Here is a 20142-nt window from a genome sequence, read left to right on the forward strand (position 1 = left end):
CCCGGTATCCCGCCCTATCCAGCGCTATACGCCCTTTGCACCGGCATAGCGGTGAGCTTCCGTGGCTGCGCCCGGTGGCTCTTGACCGGTAGGCTTTCCGTGTGATCTTCAAGCGCATCGGAAATGGGAAGCCGTACCCCGACCACGGCCGGGAATCCACCCGCCAGTGGGCGGATGTCGCGCCGCGTCCGGTTCGCCTGGACCAGCTCGTGACCACCAAGGGCCAGCTGGACCTGGAGACCCTCCTCGCCGAGGACTCCACGTTCTACGGGGACCTGTTCGCGCACGTCGTGAAGTGGCAGGGCGACCTCTACCTGGAGGACGGACTGCACCGGGCGGTCCGCGCCGCGCTGCAGCAGCGCCAGGTCCTGCACGCGCGCGTCCTCGACCTGGGCTGACACCGCCCCACGTGCACCCACACACCCCACTGGGGTTTACGCATCTCGAGGCGTCCCCCCGAGACCCTGATTCGGGCTTTCGGGTGCTTTCCCGCTCATCCGGGTGCCATACGTTGATCATTTAGTACGCATCATCACCGGGTCGCATTACGCTGCCTCCATGAGCATGCTCACTCCCCCCGGCATGGGCGGAAAGTACCGCATCACGGGCGACACCTACCCCCGTATGCGCCGCCCCCGGCACCGCCGCAGGCTGGTCCTCGCGGGCATCGGAGCCGTCGTCGTCCTCGGTCTCGTCGGCTGGGGCAGTCTGCAGCTCATCGACGTGTTCACCGGCGGCGACAAGACCGCGAACGCGGCCGACCGCAAGCGGGACTGCCCCACCGCGAAGCCGTCCGTGGCCCCCGCCAAGGCGCTGCCGAAGCCGGCCGCGATCAAGGTGAACGTCTACAACGCGACGACGCGCACCGGGCTGGCCAAGGCGGCCGCCGAGGAGCTCAAGAAGCGCGGCTTCGCCATCGGCGACGTGGGCAACGCGCCGAAGGAGTACGACAAGAAGGTGCCGGGTACGGGCGTGCTGCTCGGGGCCCCGGCCGCGACGAACGGCAGCTTCACGGTGCTCGGCACCCAGCTGGCGGGCACGGTGCAGAAGACGGACACCCGGAAGACGGGCGAGGTCGACCTGATCCTCGGGGCGAAGTTCAAGGCGTTCAGCACGCCGAAGGAGGCCACGGCGGCGATGACGGCCCTGACGAAGCCGGCCCCGTCCCCGTCCCCCTCCTGCTGAAGCCTGCTGCCGGGGGCGCACCCCGGCGCACACGGAAACGCCCCGTGACGGAAACGCCCCGTTAAGGAAGCACCCCGCTCCGGCGCGTACGCACGAGCACGAGACCGTGCGTGACGTACGCACCGGAACGGGGCGCGAAGTCGTGAGGGAAGGGTCCGGGACCGGGCCCTACTCGGCCGTCCCGTACATCCGGTCGCCCGCGTCGCCGAGGCCCGGCACGATGTAGCCGTGCTCGTTGAGCCGCTCGTCGACGGAGGCGGTGACGACGGTGACCGGGGTCCCGGCCAGCTCGCGCTCCATCACCTCGACGCCCTCGGGCGCCGCGAGGAGGACGACGGCGGTGACATCGTCGGCGCCGCGCTTGATCAGCTCCTGGATGGCCGCGACGAGGGTGCCGCCGGTGGCCAGCATCGGGTCGAGGACGTAGACCTGGCGGCCGGAGAGGTCCTCGGGCATCCGGGTCGCGTACGTCTCCGCCTGGAGCGTCTCCTCGTTGCGGATCATGCCGAGGAAGCCCACTTCGGCGGTCGGCAGCAGCCGGACCATGCCGTCCAGCATGCCGAGACCGGCGCGCAGGATCGGCACGACGAGCGGCCGCGGGTGCGAGAGCTTGACGCCCGTCGTGGTCGTCACCGGGGTCTCGATGTCGACCTGCTCGGTACGCACATCCCTGGTGGCCTCGTAGGCGAGGAGGGTGACCAGCTCGTCGGCGAGCCGCCGGAAGGTCGGGGAGTCGGTGCGCTTGTCGCGCAGCGTGGTGAGTTTGTGCGCCACCAGCGGGTGGTCGACGACGTGGATCCGCATGCGTCAACAGTAACCGCGCCGCCCGGCACTCTGCGCTGGCATCAACCACCTGTTCGGGGGGAAGGTGGGGGCATACGGACCCAGCACTGGGGTGGTGTATCGATGGCTGACGGGGATCTGCGGGACAACCCGGCCGCGCGCGGACCGCACGCGGGGCGCGACGCCGAGGGTATGGCGGGCGCTGTGGGCGATGTCGAGGACGCGCAGGAGAGTGATGCGGCCCGCCGCCGCCGACGCGCCCAGTTCCTCCGTGAGCTCCACGAGGCCAAGCAGTTGCGGGACCGGGTGCAGCCGCGCCGGGCGAGGGCCGCCCGAATGCGGCAACAGATGCGGATGCGTACGTTCCGCTGGTGAACCGGCGAATGGCTGCGGGCCGATCACCTGACGAATCCCCTGGTGAACCCCCCGGCGAGCCCTCCCCGTACCACCGGCGCACTCCCCCGCCGATCGGCGCGTCAGGGTGAGGGCCGACCAGGCACTCCTGGAACTGATGGCCGACGCAACGGCCGAAGAGGTCTCGCACAGCGCTTGTTTCTGCCACGATGCCGATTGGGCGGGGCTCAGGACGGACGGATCACCGTTCGCCCTCCCGTCGGACCGATTCGCCTATGACCAGTGGGAGAGTCACGGTGTACTTCGCCGCACTGCTCGCGCGCACCGAAGACGGGTGGGAAGCGAGCGATACAGAGCTCGACGATGTGGAGACCCTGTCCGATCTGACGGACCTGGCCCGGGAGGCCTCGGTGGACGAGGACACGGTCCTGGTCTACATCGAGCAGGAGGACGCCTGGTTCGGCGTCGTCCGGGTGGACGGTGAGGAGGACCCCCGAATCTACGTCTCGGACGCGTCCGCCGCCGCCCGCTCCTCCTACGGGGAGATCCTGCTCACCGACGAAATGCTCGGCCGCGAACCAGGGGCCGAGGACGAGATCGCCGCCCTGGAGGAGCTCGTCGACCTCGACGGCACCGAGGACGGCGAACCGCAACGGACCGCCCCCGCGGCCGACACGGACGACGACACCCCCGACCCGGACGCCGTTCCGGCGGGCCCGATCGGCGAGCTCGGGGTCCTGGCGGACCTCGGGATGTCCGAGAAGGAGCTGTTGACCCTGCAGACCGACGCGCTCGCGGAGATCGCGGAGGCCGTGGGAGCGGCGGAGGTCCTGGAGTCGGTCCGCTGAGGGGGGTGCGCGGGCCGCCGCCGGGCCCCGCACCCCCGCCCACCCCGCCCACCCCTCCCACCCCGTCCGCTAGGGTCCGCGAGTGACCGCACGACCGCCGGACCCCTCACCCGAGCCCGCCCCGGATCCCGTACGCGTACCCGAGCCCGATCCCGTACGCGATCCCTGGCAGGCCCCGATGCGCCGCGCGCTGGCCGAGGCCGCGCGGGCGGCGTCGGCCGGTGATGTGCCGGTCGGCGCCGTCGTGCTCGGCCCCGACGGCACCGAACTGGCGACCGGACACAACGAACGCGAGGCCACCGGCGACCCGACGGCGCACGCCGAGATCCTGGCCCTGCGCCGGGCGGCCGAGGCGCTGGGCGAGTGGCGCCTGACCGACTGCACCCTGGTGGTCACCCTGGAGCCCTGCACGATGTGCGCGGGCGCCCTGGTCCAGTCCCGCGTAGCCCGCGTCGTCTACGGCGCCCGCGACGAGAAGGCCGGCGCGGCGGGCTCCCTCTGGGACGTCATCCGCGACCGCCGCCTGAACCACCGCCCGGAGGTCATCGCGGGCGTCCTGGAGCAGGAGTGCGCGGAGCAGCTGACGGCGTTCTTCCGCACCCTCTGACCAGGTGAGATCTGGCTGCCTGGCGACGTCGGGCTCCTGCCCCGAGAACCGATTTCTGTCCACGGCCCGGGATGGTCTAAGCTCTCTCTCGGTAGCGTGTCCGAGCGGCCGAAGGAGCTCGCCTCGAAAGCGAGTGTGGCGTAACCCGTCACCGTGGGTTCAAATCCCACCGCTACCGCTGGTAGATGAAGGGACAGACTCAATCAGAGTCTGTCCCTTCACTGCGTCCCGTCTCAGTTTCCGTCTCAGTTCACAGTGAGCATGAGGGAAGCTCCCCCTCCCAGGCACCTCGCCTCTACCCTCCATGTGTGGATCGCAAGTGGATGCGTGCGCGGCTCGAAGGCTTCGAGGAAACAGCAGCCCAGTACTGGAGTGTCCGGGGGGTCAACGGAGACACGACGCAGGAGCAACGGTGTCTGTTCGAAGCTGAACCCACGATCAACAGGATCTTGCGGCACTTGAGCCCTGACAAGCCGGACCTGGAAGTACTCGGGGAGAACGACTGGGGAGGGCTGACGATCGACCTGAGTCAGGTCAGTCGCGGCATTGGGATCCTCGCGGACATGGATGAGTGGGCCACACGACTCGCGCCGGAATCGCCCTCTCTGCCAGCAGATCGTTTCCACGCTTGGGTATGGGGCGCGGCTCAGACCTTTTGGGAATCAGCCCACTACCGAGCCTCTGTCCATGCTGCTGCAACGTCCATCAACGCTCACCTGCAGAACAAGCTCGGCCGCCGTGATCTGTCGGACACCAAGCTCATTCAAGAAGCCTTCAGCGATAAAGCGCCAGAATCCGGTAAGCCGCGTCTCCGCCTGCCGGGCGATCCAGGAGACCCCGGAGTCCAGACTCGCCAACGCGCGGTGCCCTTCAGCTCGGCCAAGGGGCATACTCCGCGCTTCGGAACCCGGCGGCCCACGAGATTGGTGAACTAGACGAGCAGGAGGCCTTGGAGCAACTGGCGTTCTTCAGCCTGATCGCCCGCCTCATCGATCAGTGCCAGGTCGTGACCTAGAGCGTCTCTTTCGGATCTTGTCGAGCCCTCGTGTTACCTGGCTAGATTCGGATCCCGCGGCCCGGATCTGATCTATGTTGCCAACATGACAAGAGGTCACCTTCCCCTGGTTGCAGCGCTCCTGACTTGCCTCACGCTTTCCGCTTGCTCCGCGGAGGAGGCGCCGCCAGCCCCCGCGGGGGCGCCGTCAGTGAGCGGATCCGGCAAAGCGAGGCCGTCCGAGGACGGCACCGACCTGCCGCTGACCAAGCAGCTCAGCCGGGGGGACCTCACACAGGCAATTCCCGACGCTGAGGATATGGTCCCCGGCTACCTTCCCGGCAGTCTGCACAAGCGCATGCCGGGCGAGCCCGACGATTGTGCTCCGCTGGACGCCCCAGCGCCGGCCGGTTGGCAGCGAGCGGGTAGCGGCGACTACGACTATCAGGGATCGACCGTCTCGCGGGGCATTGATCTAGACGTTTGTCAGTTCGGCAGTGTCGCGCACGCGAAGGCTGCGTACGCCCAGTGGCCGGACACGGATGAAACGGCCCCCCTCGACACCGGTCGAGTCGGAGAGGAATCGGTCTTCCTGGCGCACACCGGATCGAGCGGCACGGTCTACGGCTACAGCCGGTCCGGCACCGTCATCGCCCGAGTCAGAGTGGAGGACGCGGGAGCGGATTCCACAGATGCCCATGACGTGCTGGCTGCCACTATCAAAAGACTCCAGCAGGTCCAGGCAGGCCAGCGGGCTACGGCGACGGCGCCGGAGATCGCCGCAAGGGAACAGACCCAGAGCTAGCGGGTGAGGCAGGCGCCCCACCCGACCTGCTCACCCCATCGGTACGAACGCCCCGTTAGCTCCGTCGTCATCGTCATCGTCATCCAGCGACTCTTTTGCCGGTTCCCAGATGAGGCCGTCGACTTGTCGCGCCACATCCGCTCGCACGGTGTCGACCATGTGCTGATACCGCGCCGCCATGGCGGTGGTGGACCACCCCATGAGCCCCATGACGGCCCGCTCGGAGACACCGAGGATCAGAAGGACGGTTGCGGCGGTGTGGCGGGCGTCGTGCAGGCGACCGTCCCTGACTCCGGCGGCGGCCAGTAGCTCCTTCCAGTCGTCGTAGTCGGTGCGGGTCGATGTGCCGCGTCCGTCCGGCGTAGCAAACAGCCGCCCCTCATCCGCCCACTTGCCGCCAGCCTCCAGGCGTTCGGCCTCCTGCTTCACCTGGTGGGCCGTCAGCAGGTCCGCGAGCTGTGCGGGCAGACCGACGACCCGGCGTCCGGCGCGCGACTTGGTGTCGGCGGTCTCCGGGTTGGTTCGCTGGCGCTGCGGGCAGTACCCGGCCCTGCGCCCGCACGGGTCGCCGCATCCGTGGGCGTAGCGCGGGCGTCGGCGGCTTCGGCGGACCATCAGGACGCCCCGCTCCATGTCCACGTCTGCCCACTTCAGCCCCAGCGCCTCCCCCCCTGCCTGAGCCCCAAGGCGAGCGCCACGGCCCACCGTGCGGCGTTTCGCCGCTTGTCAGCGGCCACAAGGAGGCGCTTCACCTCATCGACGGTGTACGGCTCGATCTCCTCTTCACTCAGGCGGGGGGCCTTGCCGAGCTGGCGGGAGAAGACCGGAGTGGCTCTGCGGCTGGACGTGCTGCCCAAGCGGGCCACCGTGCCGCTGGCGGTCGGGCTGCCCTCGATTCTCGTGGGCTCGGCGTTCGTGTTCCGTTTCACGGGGTCGCCGGTGTGGCTGTTCGCCGCCTCCCTGATCGGGGCCGCCGCGTCCGTCGGCTTCCACCTCGCCTTCGTACGGCTGCACCGGGCGGCCGCGTGAGTCCCGAAGCCCACGACATGCCCGCGGGGTTCGACGCCACCGTCCACGCCCCGAACCGGCTGCGCATCTGCGCCCTGCTGGACACCGCGGGCGAGGCGGAGTTCGGGCTCGTCCAGAAGCAGCTCGGGCTCTCCGCGTCCGTGCTCAGCAAGCACGCGACCGTGCTCATGGACGCCGGTTACGTCGAGCAGCGCAAGGCCGTCCGCGACACCCGCCAGCGCGTATGGCTTCGCCTGACCCGGGCGGGGCGCGACGCCTACCAGGGGCACCTCGCCGCGCTGCGCGCGATCGTCGGGCCGGCGGATCCCGCCGCCTCCTGATCGGCAGCCCGTCGGGGCGCGAGCACGCGGACATGCGGACAGCAGAGCGCCCGGTCGCCGGTGCAGAGGAAGCACGGCGACCGGGCGCTCCGGTCCAGCAGTCAGGTCGGGGGAAGCGGCATCGGGGGGACAAGCCGCTTCCCCCGGTGAGAACAGGGCCTGCTGGTCGTCCGTCGCGGTCAGGGGGGAAATCGCGCGGCGGCCGGCCCCACAGAGAGGCCCTGTTCCGGCCTTCCGGGTCCTGCCTGGTCCCGTCCGGCTCGCTTTCCATCGTGCCGCGCGGCGAGGCTCCTGGGGTCCGGCGAAAGGCCTTGATGGCTGGGTCGTAGGTCCTTAAAAGGCGCATCAGTGATCAAAAACGGCCATCGGATACGGCCATTCGTGCGGATAGAATCGCCCGATCGCACGTGAGGTCGACGGGGAGGGCACGATTGTGGCCAAGGCAAAGACGATCATCATCTACATGCTGGTGGTCTTCGTGCTGTACACGATCATCATGTCTCCCCAGCGGGCCGCCGAACTGGTCCAGGTAGGGTTCGAGGGCATTTCCACCGCCGCCCAGAGCGTCGGTGACTTCATGTCAGAACTGGTGAAGTAGGAGCCGCCCGATGATCCGCCACCTGGTCCTCTTCAAGCTGAACGACGGCGTCGAGCGCGACGACCCGCGGGTCGTCGCCGGGGACCGGGCCTTCCGGGAGCTGGCCGGGCAGGTTCCGGAGCTGGAGTTCTGGGAGTGCGCCTGGAACATCACCGACCGGCCGATCGCGTACGACTACGCCATCAACTCCGCCGTCGCGGATGAAGACGCGCTCAAGCGGTACGTCGAGCACCCGGCCCACCAGGCCGCCGCCGGACAGTGGCGCGAATTCGCCACTTGGGTGATCGCGGACTATCCCTTCTGATCGTGCCCATGGGGACCGGTACATCCGGTTCCGTCGACCCCTCGCCGTCCAGGCGGGGGGTTTCTTTATTCCTTTTTAAACCCTTATGCCGTCAACACGGCACTATGAGGTGCTTGCACACAGTGGACATGTCTTGTGATGCTATGACCGCTTTTGACGGATGAGTTGACCGTAGTTGACTAGTTGACCGCAAAGGGGTGGCGTCACCGTGCCGGCCAGTACAGCGCCTCAAGTGCCTCCCCAGTCCGTCCAAGCCCCCCCGACCGTCCCGGCCGTCCCGGCCGAGGACATCCAGACCGAGACCCCGGACCCCTCGGCCCGGCCCGCCCGGGCTCGCGGCGCCGACACCAGGGCGCTCACACAGGTCCTCTTCGGTCAGCTCAAGAATCTGGAGCCGGGCACTCCGGAGCACCGCCGGGTCCGGGCCGCCCTCATCGAGGCGAACCTCCCCCTCGTCCGGTACGCCGCCGCGCGCTTCCGCAGCCGTAACGAGCCGATGGAGGACGTCGTCCAGGTCGGCACGATCGGACTGATCAACGCCATCGACCGGTTCGACCCGGAGCGCGGCGTCCAGTTCCCCACGTTCGCGATGCCCACCGTCGTCGGCGAGATCAAACGTTACTTTCGCGACAACGTGCGCACCGTCCACGTCCCCCGCCGACTGCACGAACTCTGGGTCCAGGTCACCGGCGCCACCGAGGACCTGACAACCGCTCACGGGCGCTCCCCGACCACCGGCGAGATCGCCGAGCGGCTGAAGATCTCCGAGGACGAGGTCCTGGCCTGCATCGAAGCCGGGCGCTCGTACCACGCGACCTCACTGGAGGCCGCCCAAGAGGGCGATGGGCTGCCCGGGCTGCTGGACCGGCTCGGCTATGAAGACCCGGCGCTCGCCGGTGTCGAGCACCGCGACCTCGTCCGGCATCTCCTCGTCCAGCTTCCCGAGCGCGAACAGCGCATCCTTCTTCTGCGCTACTACAGCAACTTGACCCAGTCTCAGATCAGCGCCGAGCTGGGCGTCTCGCAGATGCATGTGTCAAGGCTCCTCGCCCGAAGTTTCGCCCGACTGAGATCCGCAAACAGGATCGAGGCGTAACCGGAACGGGTAGACCGTCCACAGAGCAGTTCTGACGGCATAAAAGGGCTACACCCCCTGTTTCCAGGGCGGATTCGGCGCTGACTTGTCGACATGTCACTACAGCGTGTTGCCGACATGTGACATTCTGCTCGAAGCGCGTTTGCCGCAGCCCCACCTCCGGTATTCAGGTGGAGGCTGCGTTCCTCCGATGGTCGCGGCCACCGCGACCGTCCGCGACCTCAAGGGGGTGGCATGTCCGAAGAACAGGGCAGCTCGAAGGTGCTCACGCTCACGAAGAGCGTGCCGGCACCCGCCGTGCTCACCAGCTCGCCGGAAGCCATCGACACCCGCACGCTGTCCCGCTCCCTGTTCCTGCGGCTCGCCGCGCTCGGCCCCGCCTCGGGCCCCGAGGGAACGGACAGTCCGGAGCGGACCTATGTGCGGGACACACTGATCGAACTGAACCTCCCGCTGGTGCGGTACGCCGCGGCGCGGTTCCGCAGCCGCAACGAGCCGATGGAGGACATCGTCCAGGTCGGCACGATCGGCCTGATCAAGGCGATCGACCGGTTCGACTGCGAACGCGGCGTCGAGTTCCCGACGTTCGCCATGCCCACCGTCGTCGGCGAGATCAAACGCTTCTTCCGCGACACCTCCTGGTCCGTGCGGGTCCCCCGCCGCCTCCAGGAGCTGCGGCTCGCCCTGACCAAGACCAGCGACGAGCTCGCGCAGAAGCTCGACCGCTCGCCGACCGTCCCGGAGCTGGCCCGCGCGCTCGGGGTCTCCGAGGAGGACGTGGTCGACGGCCTCGCCGTCGGCAACGCCTACACCGCCTCCTCGCTGGACTCCCCCTCCCCCGAGGACGACGGCGGCGAGGGCTCGCTCGCCGACCGCCTCGGGTACGAGGACACGGCGCTGGAGGGCGTCGAATACCGCGAGTCCCTCAAGCCGCTGCTGGCCAAACTCGCCCCGCGCGAGCGCCAGATCATCATGCTCCGCTTCTTCGCGAACATGACCCAGTCGCAGATCGGCGAGGAGGTCGGCATCTCCCAGATGCACGTCTCCCGGCTGCTGACCCGCACGCTCGCGCAGCTCAGGGAAGGGCTCATCGCCGACTGAGCAGGAGAGCCGCCGAACCGCAGGTCCGCAGAGCCGGAAAAGTGGTTCACGAGGGTTCTTATGTGACGGGGCGTCAGACACACTGACGCGATGCGACGTCAGACATACGGCTCCACCGGCCGCCGAGGCACTGCCATCGCCGCCTCGGCGGCCGCGCTGTGCCTGGGCACCGGCCTGCTGTCCGGCTGCGGCAGCGGGCCGGGCGACGGTTACACGGCCGTGGGCGCGGCCGCCGGAAGCTCGAAGCCTCCCTCGGGCGGGGCGCCCTCGGGCGACGTGACGCTCACCCCCCTCGACGGAAGTGGCGGGGGTGGTGGCGGTGGTACGTCACCGAGCGGTGGTACGGCACCGGGTCCCGGTACGTCGCCGAGCGCCGGTTCCTCGGGCGGCGGCCGGTCCGGCGACGCCCAGGACGGGTCCGATGGGGCGCGTACGGGAGTGCCGGACGGGCGTCAGGCGGCCGGTGCGTCCGGCGGACCGGGGGAAGCCCCCTCGCAGCCCGCAGACCCCTCCACGCCCTCGAAGCCGGGCGGCAGCGGCGGAGCCGGGTCCCCACCGGGCGGCGGGGGCACCGACAACCCGTCGCCTCCGGGATCCGGCAGTCCCGACACCCCCGGCAGCCCGAAGCCCCCCGCTCCGCCCGCGACCCCGGCCGCACTCACGCTCAGCGCCCCGCAGCGGGCGGCGGCGGACAAGCGGTGGTGCGAGAAGGTGACCGTGGAGTTCCGCAACACCGGAGGCTCCCCGGCGCGCTCGGGGACCGTCACCTTCGCCACGCACATCATCGGGGCACTCGGCGTCGACTGGGCGACCATCACCTCGTCCCAGCCCCTGCCCGCCCCGATCAGCGCGGGCTCGACGCGCTCGAAGACGTACACCGTCTGCGTGGAGTCCTGGCGGGTCCCGCTGGGGATGCGCGTCGAGACCCAGGACGTCTCCGCCGTGTGGGAGTGACCCCGCACGGCGGAGGTCACGGATCAGCGCGCCGACGTGCTGCCGTGCGGCAGCACCGTCGTACGGCCGCTCGCCAGCTCGGCGCGGGCCTCGTCAGCTCAGTGCGGCCTCGTCAGCTCAGGGCGAGCCAGGCCACCGCGCCGAGGACGACGACGACCGCGATCACGGCCGCGATCACCCCGACCTTCGGCCCGGACGAGGTCGCCGCGGGCTGCTGCCGGCGCTGCGGCTCGCCCTCGTCGACGAAGGCGCGGAACATCTGCGTGCTGCCCGCCGGGTCCTGGTTGCCCTCGGGGCCCGGCTGAGGGGCGTGGGGGTTGTGTGCCATGGGGCAGGACCCTAGCGAACTCGGACCCCCGGCCCAACCCCCGGGGCCACCGGGCACCCCGCCCTACCTGCGGCGGCGTATCTGAAGATCGTCCGAAAATCGCACGGGCAAGGAAGCGGGAGACCGGCGGCGCAGGCGCTTGACCTCGACCCTACGGAGGCTTTTGCGTTCCTTTACTTCTGCAAGGCTGTTTTCGTTTGCCTGCAGCAACCAACGGCTTCTATCGTTGCCCTAAGCAACAACATAGTCGTGAGTGTGCTGGGGGTTCCCGTGGCCGCACGGAGTAGTTACGAGGAACTGGCCCGACAGCTCAGTGCCGTCGGGGCCGTCAAAAGGGGGCTCGCCCGAGCGCTGCCCCCCGAGTGCCCCGCGGGATCCGCCGCCGTACTGACCCTCCTGGACCGGCACGGCGAGATGCGGATCAGCCGGCTCGCCGAGCTGCTGTCCGTGGACATGTCGGTGACCAGTCGCCACGTGGCCCATGTGGCCGATCGCGGCTGGATCGAACGGTCTCCGGACCCGGCGGACAAGCGGTCCCGCATCCTGCGGCTGACCCCCGGCGGACACGCGCAGCTCGACGAACTGACCCGGCGGACCACCGAGGTGTTCGCCCACAACCTCCAGGACTGGTCCGACGACGACGTCGGCCTGCTCATCGCGCTGCTGTCCCGGCTGCGTGACAGCTTCGCCTGTCGCGGATCCGGCGGCTGCGCCCCCGGACGTCACACCGGCGAGTGCAGGACCGGCCTCGGCGACGAGGCTCACGCCCGTACACCTGTGTAACAGAAGCAAATACGCACGGATAAGGAACTCAATGGCTACGACCACACCCACCGGTGTGCGGGGCGGCCACGCCAAGCACGGAGGGCACGGCGGCGGCAACGCCTCCGGCGCCCCCGACGGCACGCCGATGACACACCGGCAGATCATGGAGGCACTGACCGGGCTGCTGCTCGGCATGTTCGTCGCGATCCTGTCGTCGACGGTCGTCTCCAACGCCCTGCCCGAGATCATCTCCGACCTCGGCGGCGGCCAGAGCGCCTACACCTGGGTCGTGACGGCCTCGCTGCTGGCCATGACCGCCACCACCCCGCTCTGGGGCAAGCTCGCCGACCTCTTCAGCAAGAAGCTGCTGGTCCAGATAGCCCTGGTCATCTACGTCCTGGGCTCGGTCGTCGCCGGTCTGTCGACCAGCAGCGGCATGCTCATCGCCTGCCGCGTGATCCAGGGCATCGGCGTCGGCGGCCTCTCCGCCCTCGCGCAGATCGTCATGGCCGCGATGATCGCCCCGCGCGAGCGCGGCCGCTACAGCGGCTACCTGGGCGCGGTCTTCGCCGTCGCCACCGTCGGCGGTCCGCTGCTCGGCGGTGTCATCACCGACACGAGCTGGATGGGCTGGCGCTGGTGCTTCTACGTCGGCGTGCCGTTCGCGGTCATCGCGCTGATCGTGCTCCAGAAGACCCTGAAGCTGCCCGTCGTCAAGCGCGAGGGCGTCAAGGTCGACTGGTCCGGCGCGTTCTTCATCAGCGCCGCCGTCTCCCTGCTGCTGGTCTGGGTGACCTTCGCGGGCGACAAGTACGACTGGCTGTCGTGGCAGACGTACGTGATGGTCGCGGGCTCGGTCCTGCTCGGCCTGATCTTCGTGTTCATCGAGTCGCGGGCCAAGGAACCCATCATCCCGCTGCGCCTCTTCCGTAACCGCACCATCACGCTGGCCTCGATCGCCTCGCTGTTCGTGGGCATCGCGATGTTCGCGGGGACGGTCTTCTTCAGCCAGTACTTCCAGCTGGCGCGCGGCAAGTCGCCGACGATGTCCGGCGTCATGACCATCCCGATGATCGCGGGCCTCTTCCTCTCCTCGACGATCTCCGGTCAGGTCATTACCAAGACCGGGCGCTGGAAGGCGTGGCTGGTCACCGGTGGCTTCCTGGTCACGGCCGGTCTCGGGCTGCTGGGCACGATCCGGTACGACACCCCGTACTGGCACGTCGCGGTCTTCATGTTCGTCATGGGTCTCGGCATCGGCATGATGATGCAGAACCTGGTCCTCGCCACGCAGAACCAGGTCGCTCCCGAGGACCTCGGTTCCGCCAGTTCCGTCGTCACCTTCTTCCGCTCCCTCGGCGGTGCGATCGGCGTCTCGGCGCTCGGCGCGGTCCTCGGCAACCGGGTCACCCAGTACGTCAAGGACGGCCTCGCCGCGCTCGGTCCCGAGGGCGCCAAGCTCGGCCACGGCGGCACCGGCGGCGGGGGCATCCCCGACCTGGACAAGCTGCCCGAGCCGTTCCGCCTGGTCATGGAGTCCGCTTACGGGCACGGCGTCGGCGACGTCTTCCTGTACGCCGCTCCGTGCGCGCTCATCGCCTTCATTGTGACGATCTTCATCAAGGAGGTCGCCCTGAAGACCAGCGCGGCGAACGACGCCCCCACCGAGGCGTCGGACCAGGCTCCGGCCGCCGTCGATACCGCCGAGATCCCCGTGCCCGCCACCGTCGGCGCGGCCGGCCTGGTCTCCGAGGGCGCGGCCGGGGTCACCTCGGTCGACACGGCGGAAGCCCCTCACGACACCGTCCAGGGCACCCCCGTCCACGGTGTGGTGCGCGGTGCGGAGGGCGCTCCGGTCGCCCGCGCGGCCGTCACCCTGATCTCGCTGGGCGGCCGGCAGCTCGGGCGCTCGGTGGCCCGGACCGACGGCGGCTACACCCTGGACGCCCCCGGCTCCGGCAGCTACGTCCTGATCGCCTCCGCCGACGGTTTCCAGCCGCAGGCGTCCACGGTGGTCGTCGGCGACGAAGCGCTGGCCTTCGACATCCTGCTGTCCGGTACGAGCGGACTGGCCGGAACCGTCAGGGCCGCAGAGTCCGGCGCCCCCGTCGACGGCGCGATGGTCATCGTGACCGACGTCCGGGGCGACGTGCTGGCCACCGGCGCGTCCGGCCCGACCGGTGAGTTCGCCTTCGGCGAGCTGATCCCGGGCTCCGTGACCGTCGCGGTCAACGCGGCCGGCTTCCGTCCGCTGGCGCTGCCGGTGGAGATCGGCGGCCAGGGCGTCACCCGCGTCGAGGCCGCGCTGCGGTCCGGTGCGCTGGTCCGGGGCACCGTGCGGGCCGGGTCCGCCCGGGGTCCGCTGGGCGACGCCCGGGTCACGCTCATCGACGCGGCGGGCAACGTGGTCGCCACCGCGACGACCGGCGAGGACGGCGCGTACGCCTTCACCGACCTGGACGCGGGCGAGTACTCCGTCATCGCGACCGGCTACCCGCCGGTGGCGGGCTCCCTCACCGTCAGCGGTACGGGAGTCGACGCGCACGACATCGAGCTCGCCCACCCGGGCGAGTGACGGTCCCTCACGTGAGCACGTGCTCCTGAGCACGTGAAGAGCACGGGCTCACGTGAAGGGATCGCGAAGACCCCTGGTCGGGCGGCACTTCGAGCGGAGAGGCTGTCGCGACCGGGTGGAAAGGGGCCCCGGGTGGCGGGTACGGCAGGCAGGGGACGGCCGGCCGGGACCGCCCCGGGGCCCGACTCATGTGACCCCCACGTTCCGTCAGGTTCCGTCGCTGTCCGACGGGACACCGGGTCGTCGGGGCGTCGCACGCGGGTCATCGAGTCATCGAGCCAAGGCTTCTGGGAGAGATACGGATGGGACTTCGCGCACAGGTACGGACGCGGGACGGCTGGGCGGTCCAGCACGCCGTCGTGACGGTCACCGACATGACCGGCGCCCAGGTGCTGCGGGCCGCGGCCGACGAGGACGGGGCCGTCCGCACGGACGGCTCCCTGACGGCCGGCGCGTACACGGTGATCGTCACGGCGGTCGGGTACGCCCCCGCCGCCTCCACCGCCCTCGTCACCGCGAGCGGCCGGATCGAGGCCGGGCAGATCGTCCTGGCCCGGCAGGGCGGGGTGGAGCTGCCGCCGCCGGGCGCCTGGTCGCTGGACCCCGCGCACTCCTCGGTCGGCGCGGTCGCCCAGCACCTGGGGATCTCCAGCGTGCACGGCCGGTTCACCGACTTCGGCGGCCGGATCGAGATCGCCGAGGAGATCAACAACTCCCGGGTCGACGCGGTGATCAGGGCGGCCAGTATCGACACCGGCAACGGCATGCGGGACAAGCACCTGCGCTCGCCGGACTTCCTGGACGTCGACCGGTACCCGGAGATCGCCTACAGCTCCACCGCGCTGGCCCCGGCGGGCCCCGACCGCTGGACCGTGCACGGCGAGCTGACCATGCACGGCGTCTCGCGCCCCGTCGACCTGGACCTGACCTACCTCGGCACCGGGCCCGACCCGTGGGGCGGGGTGCGCGCGGCCTTCCACGCCACCGCCGAACTGCGCCGCGACGACTTCGCGATGAACTACAACCAGGTCGTCCAGGCGGGCATCTCCGCGATCGGCACGACCCTGCGCGTGGAGCTGGACATCCAGGCGGTGCAGGGCGAGGCGCTGCCCATGGCGTGACCCGGGCCCGCCTCGCGCCGGTCGTGGGCGAGGCGCTGCCCGGCCAGCGGTTCGGCCCGGTCGTAGGGTGGTGGGCATGGCACCGAACATCGCGACCAACACCGCCGTGGAACTCGACGAGTTGCTGGCGTTCGTACGCCCCCGGCACCGGGCGGTCCTGCTCACCACCCGGGCCGACGGCCGCCCCCAGGGGTCCCCGCTGACCTGCGGCGTGGACGACGCGGGGCGGATCGTCATGTCGACGTACCCCGAGCGCGCCAAGACCCGCAACGCCCGGCGCGACGAGCGGGTCAGCGTGATCGTGCTGTCGGACGAGTGGGACGGGCCGTGGGTGCAGGTCGACGGTGCGGCGGAGGTCATCGACGCCCCGGACTCGGTCGAGCCGCTGGTGGAGTACTTCCGGAACATCTCGGGGGAGCACCCGGACTGGGACGAGTACCGGGCGGCGATGCTGACGCAGGGCAAGTCGATCATCCGGGTCACCCCGGAGCGCTGGGGCCCCGTCGCCACCGGCGGCTTCCCGGCCCACCTGGCCCCGGGGAGCTGATCGCGCGATGAGCGAGAGCAGCGGGACGCCCCGATCGCTCCTAGGGTGCGGGCTGCCCGTTCCGCCCCCGCCGCTGCCCGCGCCCGACGCCCTCGCGCGGGCCCGGCTGCTGGTCGCGCCCTCGCTGGACCCCGGCCTCGTACGGGAGTTGGAGCGGATCGCCGGGCGCGGCGCGGAGCCCCTGACGGACGTTCCGCCGCCGTCCGACGCGCCCCTCCTCTGCGTGGGCGACGCCCTGCCCGACGCCCTGCGGACGGACCGGCTGCTCTGGTTCCACAGCATCACCGCGGGGTCGGACAGGCTGCTCTCCAGTGGCCCTTGGCCCGGCCCGGCGCTGCTGACCCGGACCGTGGGCCGGATGGGCGAGCGGATGGCCCAGTACGTCCTGGGCTGGATGCTCGCCGAGGCCCAGTCCGTAACGGAGTTCACCGAGCAGCACGCCCGAGCGCACTGGGAGCGCCTCCCCTCGGAGCTCGTCGCCGGGCAGACCGCCCTGGTCTACGGCACCGGCCGCATCGGCGAGGCGGTGGGGCGGCTGCTGGCGGCCTGCGGGGTGCGCACCGTGGGCGTCGCCCGCACCTCGCGGTACGGGCCGGAGCCCGGCACCGACCGTGCGGTGCCGCCGGGATTCGACCGGGTGATCGGGGCCGCCGAGGACACCGGGGCGCTGGGTGAGGCCCGCTGGGTGATCTCCACCCTGCCGTTGACGGGGGCCACGGAGGGCTTCTTCGGGGCCGACCGGTTCGCGGCGGTGCGCGGGGCGACATTCGTCAACGTGGGGCGGGGCGCGACCGTGGACATGGGGGCGCTGGAGACCGCGCTGCGGGACGGCCGGGTGCGGCGGGCGGTGCTGGACGTACTGCCCGCGGAACCGGCCGCGCCGGAAGACCCCGTGTGGAAGCTGCCCCGTACGGTCATCACCTCGCACTCCTCGGGGATCACCACCGACGAGGACATCGCCGTGGACTTCGCCGCCTGCTGGGAGGACGTGAGGGCGGGCCGGCGCCCCGGGCTGACGGTGGACACGGCACGCGGCTACTGAGCCGGAACCCGTCAGGCACGCGGGCGGCCACGCGGCTACCGGACCGGATTCCCTCGGCCACGCGGGCGGCCACGCGGCTACCGGACCGGATTCCCTCGGGCACGCGGGCGGCCCCACGGCTACTGGGCCGGATCCCCTCGGCCACGCGGCTACTGGGCCGGAACCCGTCAGGCACGCGGGCGGCCCCGCGGCTACTGGGCCGGGGATCCGGTCCGGTCGCGCACCGCCTCGATGCCCGCGATCACCAGGTCCAGCGCGAACACGAAGTCCCGCTCGCGCATCTCCTCGACCGTCTCGCCGCCCCGGGCCGACATGATCTCGTCGGAGTAGTCGGAGATCTCCCGCAGGTGCGGCTCCGCCCGGATCGTGCCCATCGCGTGCTGGTGGTACTCGTCCTGCGTGAGCCCGGTCGCGTCGCACCGCGCCTTGAAGTTGCCCTCGACGGTGCCGAATCCGTACACGAACTGGAAGACCGCCGAGAGCGCGCCCGTCTGCCGTTCCAGAGGCAGCCCGGTGTCCCGGATCACGTCCTGGACGGCGTACGAGAACAGCATCGAGTTCGGGCCGATGTTGAGGAACGTCCCGGCGAGCGGCGAGATCCAGATGTGGCGGACGAGGAGTTCGCGGTAGCTGCGGGCCAGTTCCCGCAGCCGGTCCCGCCAGTCGGCGTCCTCGCGGGGCCGGTCGATCTCCGCGTACACCGAGTCGAGCGCCAGCTCCAGGAGGTCGTCCTTGGTGTCGACGTACCAGTAGAGGGACATCGCGGTGACGTCCAGTTCGGCGGCGAGCCGGCGCATCGAGAACTTGGCGAGTCCGTCGGCGTCCAGCAGCCGCACCGACGCCTCGGTGATCCGGTTGCGGTCCAGGCCCGCCGGGGACTCGGTCCGGCGCGAGCGCGAAGGAGCCGTGCGGCCCAGCCACACGCTCGTCCGCACGGCGGCGTCCTTCGAGCCGCCGGACGACGCGGGAGCCGATCCGGACGCGGACTCGGGCGCGGGCACAGCCTCTGACGTCGGCTCAGACGCGGAATCGGGTTCGGAACCGGGCCCGGACACCATGGCGCACTCTCCTCGTCGTGCTCGGATCGGCCACCGAGCGGTCCTGCCGAACGGCGGACCGTGCGGGCCCGCCGGAAAACGGCGTACCGGACGCTGACGGTCCGGTACGCGCGTCACATCCGATGCTATGCCGCCGGTCCCGTCGCGTCTGCCCGGTCCCCCGCCTGCGAAGCGTCGGTCTTCCGCAGCTGAGCCGCCGCCTCCACCCGCTCGGCCCGGCGCAGCAGCAGCGCGGCGAGCAGGCCGCCCGCCAGCACCGCCACCGCGCCGACGAGCTGGCTGGTCTCCAGGCCCGCGGCGAACGCGTCCTTGATCTGCTCCCGGGCGGCGGGCCCGTCGGCGGCCGCCAGGGCCGCGGGCAGTGAGGCGGCGCCGACGGCGGCCGGGACGAGCGCGGCGAACCGGGCGTTGAGGACCGCGCCGAGGACCGCGACCCCGAGGCCGTTGCCGAACTCCGCGAGCGTGCCGTTGACGCCCGCGCCGACCCCGGCCTTCTCGGGCGGGATGGCGCTCATGATGGCGTTGGCCATCGCGGGCATGGCCAGGGCGACGCCCACACCCATCACGATCAGGCCGAACAGCATGCCGCCGTACCCGCCGTCACCCCCGCCGAGCACCGCGATGGCGACCAGGCCGGCCGCCAGACAGCTCATCCCCGCCGCGATGACGGCGGGCGTGCCGAACTTCCGGACCGCCCGCGCGCCCAGCCCCGTGAGGTTGAGGACGACCACGGTGAGCGCCATCGGGGCCGTCCGCAGCCCCGCCTCCAACGGCCCGTACCCGAGGACGAACTGCAGGTGCTGGGTGAGCAGGAAGAGCGAGCCGGTCATCCCGAAGGCGACCAGGATCGCGCCCGCCACCGCTCCGACGAACTTCTGGTTCCGGAAGAAGTGCATGTCGAGCATCGGGTTCGGGATGTTGAGCTCCCACAGCACGAACCCGGCCAGCACGGCGATGCCGAGGAACGCCGTCAGCAGCACCCGGCCGGAGCCCCAGCCGTGCTCGGGCCCGGAGATGATCGCGAAGACGGCGGCGGTCATACCGATGGTGGAGAGCAGCGCGCCCAGCAGGTCGGGGCGGTCGCCCTGGGCGACCTTGGACTCCGGTACGAGCCGGGCGACGGCGACCAGACCGAGCAGGGCGACCGGGATGTTGATGAGGAAGATCGCGCCCCACCAGAAGTGGTCGAGGACGAACCCGCCGAACAGCGGGCCCGCCGCGAAGCCGAGGGAGGCGACGGTGGACCAGATGCCGATCGCCTTGACCCGCTCGGTCTCGTCGAAGATCTGGACCACGACGGCGAGCGTCGTGGTGAGCAGCAGCGCGCCACCGACGCCCATCCCGGCACGGGCCGCGATGAGCTGGCCGGAGGACTCGGCGAGCCCGGCCACGAGCGAGCCGACGCCGAACAGGGCGAGGCCCACCATCAGCATCTTCTTCCGCCCGTAGCGGTCCGCCGAGCTGCCCGCGGTGAGCAGCAGGCCCGCCTGGACGAGCGAGTAGGCGTTGATCATCCACTGCACGTCGGCGGTGGACGCGTTCAGCTCCGAGGTGAGGGAGGGGATCGCGACGTTGAGGACGGTGTTGTCGAGCAGCACCACGAGCTGGGCCAGGCAGATGACGCCGAGGATCAGCCAGCGTTGCGGATGTCCCTGGTGGGAGAGGTCGGGTCGCTCTGCGGCGGGCGCCGTCATGCGGGCTCCTTGGGCTCCATGGGTGGGTGGCCCG

The 20142-nt window shown here is 70.7% G+C and carries 23 protein-coding genes, 1 tRNA gene and 2 pseudogenes; 21 read left to right on the forward strand and 5 right to left on the reverse strand.

What is annotated here, in order from left to right:
- Window positions 1-101: 101 nt before the first annotated feature.
- Window positions 102-398, forward strand: a complete 297-nt coding sequence (locus tag IE134_RS05645) for a type II toxin-antitoxin system VapB family antitoxin (protein WP_003967677.1) — start codon at window positions 102-104, stop codon at window positions 396-398.
- Window positions 399-582: 184 nt separating this feature from the next.
- Window positions 583-1185, forward strand: coding sequence for a LytR C-terminal domain-containing protein (locus IE134_RS05650; RefSeq protein ID WP_189429943.1), 603 nt, complete (start codon window positions 583-585; stop codon window positions 1183-1185).
- 168 nt (window positions 1186-1353) lie between these two features.
- On the opposite strand, the gene upp is transcribed toward IE134_RS05650, so the two are convergent.
- A complete protein-coding gene (gene upp, locus IE134_RS05655; RefSeq protein ID WP_189429741.1) occupies window positions 1354-1989 on the reverse strand; it encodes a uracil phosphoribosyltransferase in 636 nt (211 codons plus the stop codon).
- Between the two features lie 102 nt (window positions 1990-2091).
- On the opposite strand from upp, the gene IE134_RS05660 reads away from it, so the two are divergent.
- From IE134_RS05660 to IE134_RS05685, 7 genes and pseudogenes are all read left to right on the forward strand, one after another.
- Complete coding sequence (locus IE134_RS05660) at window positions 2092-2343, forward strand: hypothetical protein (RefSeq protein ID WP_030707148.1); 252 nt, start codon at window positions 2092-2094, stop codon at window positions 2341-2343.
- Between the two features lie 275 nt (window positions 2344-2618).
- On the forward strand, window positions 2619-3170 hold the full coding sequence (locus tag IE134_RS05665) for a tRNA adenosine deaminase-associated protein (RefSeq protein WP_030707150.1): 552 nt from the start codon (window positions 2619-2621) through the stop codon (window positions 3168-3170).
- A gap of 178 nt (window positions 3171-3348) precedes the next feature.
- A complete protein-coding gene (gene tadA, locus IE134_RS05670) occupies window positions 3349-3777 on the forward strand; it encodes a tRNA adenosine(34) deaminase TadA (RefSeq protein WP_030707152.1) in 429 nt (142 codons plus the stop codon).
- 90 nt (window positions 3778-3867) lie between these two features.
- Window positions 3868-3955 (forward strand) — tRNA-Ser (locus tag IE134_RS05675).
- Between the two features lie 385 nt (window positions 3956-4340).
- Window positions 4341-4712, forward strand: a complete 372-nt coding sequence (locus tag IE134_RS34590; RefSeq protein WP_373301885.1) for a TIGR02391 family protein — start codon at window positions 4341-4343, stop codon at window positions 4710-4712.
- Window positions 4676-4792: pseudogene (locus IE134_RS34595) on the forward strand (TIGR02391 family protein); the annotation flags it as partial. The gene IE134_RS34590 and the pseudogene IE134_RS34595, both read left to right, overlap by 37 nt.
- 190 nt (window positions 4793-4982) lie before the next feature.
- Window positions 4983-5576 carry a hypothetical protein gene (locus IE134_RS05685; protein WP_189429745.1) on the forward strand — a complete coding sequence of 198 codons (594 nt, stop codon included), beginning with the start codon at window positions 4983-4985 and terminating at the stop codon, window positions 5574-5576.
- Window positions 5577-5606: 30 nt separating this feature from the next.
- Here IE134_RS05685 and IE134_RS05690 read toward each other — a convergent pair.
- Window positions 5607-6388, reverse strand: a pseudogene (locus IE134_RS05690) (tyrosine-type recombinase/integrase); the annotation flags it as partial.
- On the opposite strand from IE134_RS05690, the gene IE134_RS05695 reads away from it, so the two are divergent.
- From IE134_RS05695 to IE134_RS05725, 7 genes are all read left to right on the forward strand, one after another.
- Window positions 6378-6605 (forward strand): hypothetical protein, encoded by a 228-nt coding sequence (locus IE134_RS05695; RefSeq protein WP_229823405.1) that lies wholly within the window; start codon window positions 6378-6380, stop codon window positions 6603-6605. The pseudogene IE134_RS05690 and the gene IE134_RS05695 sit on opposite strands and share 11 nt — an antisense overlap.
- A complete protein-coding gene (locus IE134_RS05700; RefSeq protein ID WP_032767625.1) occupies window positions 6602-6925 on the forward strand; it encodes a transcriptional regulator in 324 nt (107 codons plus the stop codon). Before IE134_RS05695 ends, IE134_RS05700 begins: the two co-directional genes overlap by 4 nt.
- A 433-nt stretch (window positions 6926-7358) precedes the next feature.
- Window positions 7359-7523, forward strand: a complete 165-nt coding sequence (locus IE134_RS05705) for a hypothetical protein (RefSeq protein ID WP_010056643.1) — start codon at window positions 7359-7361, stop codon at window positions 7521-7523.
- A gap of 10 nt (window positions 7524-7533) precedes the next feature.
- Complete coding sequence (locus IE134_RS05710) at window positions 7534-7827, forward strand: Dabb family protein (protein WP_030707224.1); 294 nt, start codon at window positions 7534-7536, stop codon at window positions 7825-7827.
- Window positions 7828-8035: 208 nt separating this feature from the next.
- Window positions 8036-8923 (forward strand): RNA polymerase sigma factor SigF, encoded by an 888-nt coding sequence (locus IE134_RS05715; RefSeq protein ID WP_030707226.1) that lies wholly within the window; start codon window positions 8036-8038, stop codon window positions 8921-8923.
- A gap of 234 nt (window positions 8924-9157) precedes the next feature.
- Entirely contained in the window at window positions 9158-10024 is an 867-nt protein-coding gene (locus tag IE134_RS05720; RefSeq protein WP_030579030.1) for an RNA polymerase sigma factor SigF, read from the forward strand.
- 90 nt (window positions 10025-10114) lie between these two features.
- The gene (locus IE134_RS05725; RefSeq protein ID WP_189429747.1) at window positions 10115-10978 is read left to right on the forward strand and encodes a hypothetical protein; all 864 of its coding nucleotides are present in this window, start codon (window positions 10115-10117) and stop codon (window positions 10976-10978) included.
- A gap of 112 nt (window positions 10979-11090) precedes the next feature.
- Here the strand turns inward: IE134_RS05725 and IE134_RS05730 are convergent, their stop codons facing one another.
- On the reverse strand, window positions 11091-11306 hold the full coding sequence (locus IE134_RS05730) for a hypothetical protein (RefSeq protein WP_030707228.1): 216 nt from the start codon (window positions 11304-11306) through the stop codon (window positions 11091-11093).
- Window positions 11307-11576: 270 nt separating this feature from the next.
- On the opposite strand from IE134_RS05730, the gene IE134_RS05735 reads away from it, so the two are divergent.
- The 5 genes from IE134_RS05735 to IE134_RS05755 all read left to right on the forward strand — a co-directional run bounded on the left by IE134_RS05735 (window position 11577) and on the right by IE134_RS05755 (window position 17356).
- The gene (locus IE134_RS05735) at window positions 11577-12089 is read left to right on the forward strand and encodes a MarR family winged helix-turn-helix transcriptional regulator (protein WP_030707229.1); all 513 of its coding nucleotides are present in this window, start codon (window positions 11577-11579) and stop codon (window positions 12087-12089) included.
- Between the two features lie 127 nt (window positions 12090-12216).
- Complete coding sequence (locus tag IE134_RS05740) at window positions 12217-14646, forward strand: DHA2 family efflux MFS transporter permease subunit (protein ID WP_494518069.1); 2430 nt, start codon at window positions 12217-12219, stop codon at window positions 14644-14646.
- 302 nt (window positions 14647-14948) lie between these two features.
- Window positions 14949-15767 (forward strand): YceI family protein, encoded by an 819-nt coding sequence (locus IE134_RS05745; protein WP_030707231.1) that lies wholly within the window; start codon window positions 14949-14951, stop codon window positions 15765-15767.
- Between the two features lie 76 nt (window positions 15768-15843).
- A complete protein-coding gene (locus IE134_RS05750) occupies window positions 15844-16314 on the forward strand; it encodes a PPOX class F420-dependent oxidoreductase (protein ID WP_189429751.1) in 471 nt (156 codons plus the stop codon).
- A 7-nt stretch (window positions 16315-16321) separates the two neighbouring features.
- A complete protein-coding gene (locus tag IE134_RS05755; protein WP_229823344.1) occupies window positions 16322-17356 on the forward strand; it encodes a D-2-hydroxyacid dehydrogenase in 1035 nt (344 codons plus the stop codon).
- Between the two features lie 191 nt (window positions 17357-17547).
- Here the strand turns inward: IE134_RS05755 and IE134_RS05760 are convergent, their stop codons facing one another.
- Together IE134_RS05760 and IE134_RS05765 are read right to left on the reverse strand one after the other, a co-directional pair.
- Window positions 17548-18291, reverse strand: coding sequence for a TetR/AcrR family transcriptional regulator (locus IE134_RS05760; RefSeq protein WP_030707235.1), 744 nt, complete (start codon window positions 18289-18291; stop codon window positions 17548-17550).
- Between the two features lie 248 nt (window positions 18292-18539).
- Window positions 18540-20108: an MFS transporter gene (locus IE134_RS05765; RefSeq protein ID WP_098894411.1), complete on the reverse strand. Its 1569-nt coding sequence runs from the start codon at window positions 20106-20108 to the stop codon at window positions 18540-18542.
- Between the last annotated feature and the right edge of the window lie 34 nt (window positions 20109-20142).

The sequence above is a fragment of the Streptomyces rubiginosohelvolus genome (assembly GCF_014649875.1).
Classification (GTDB): domain Bacteria; phylum Actinomycetota; class Actinomycetes; order Streptomycetales; family Streptomycetaceae; genus Streptomyces; species Streptomyces rubiginosohelvolus.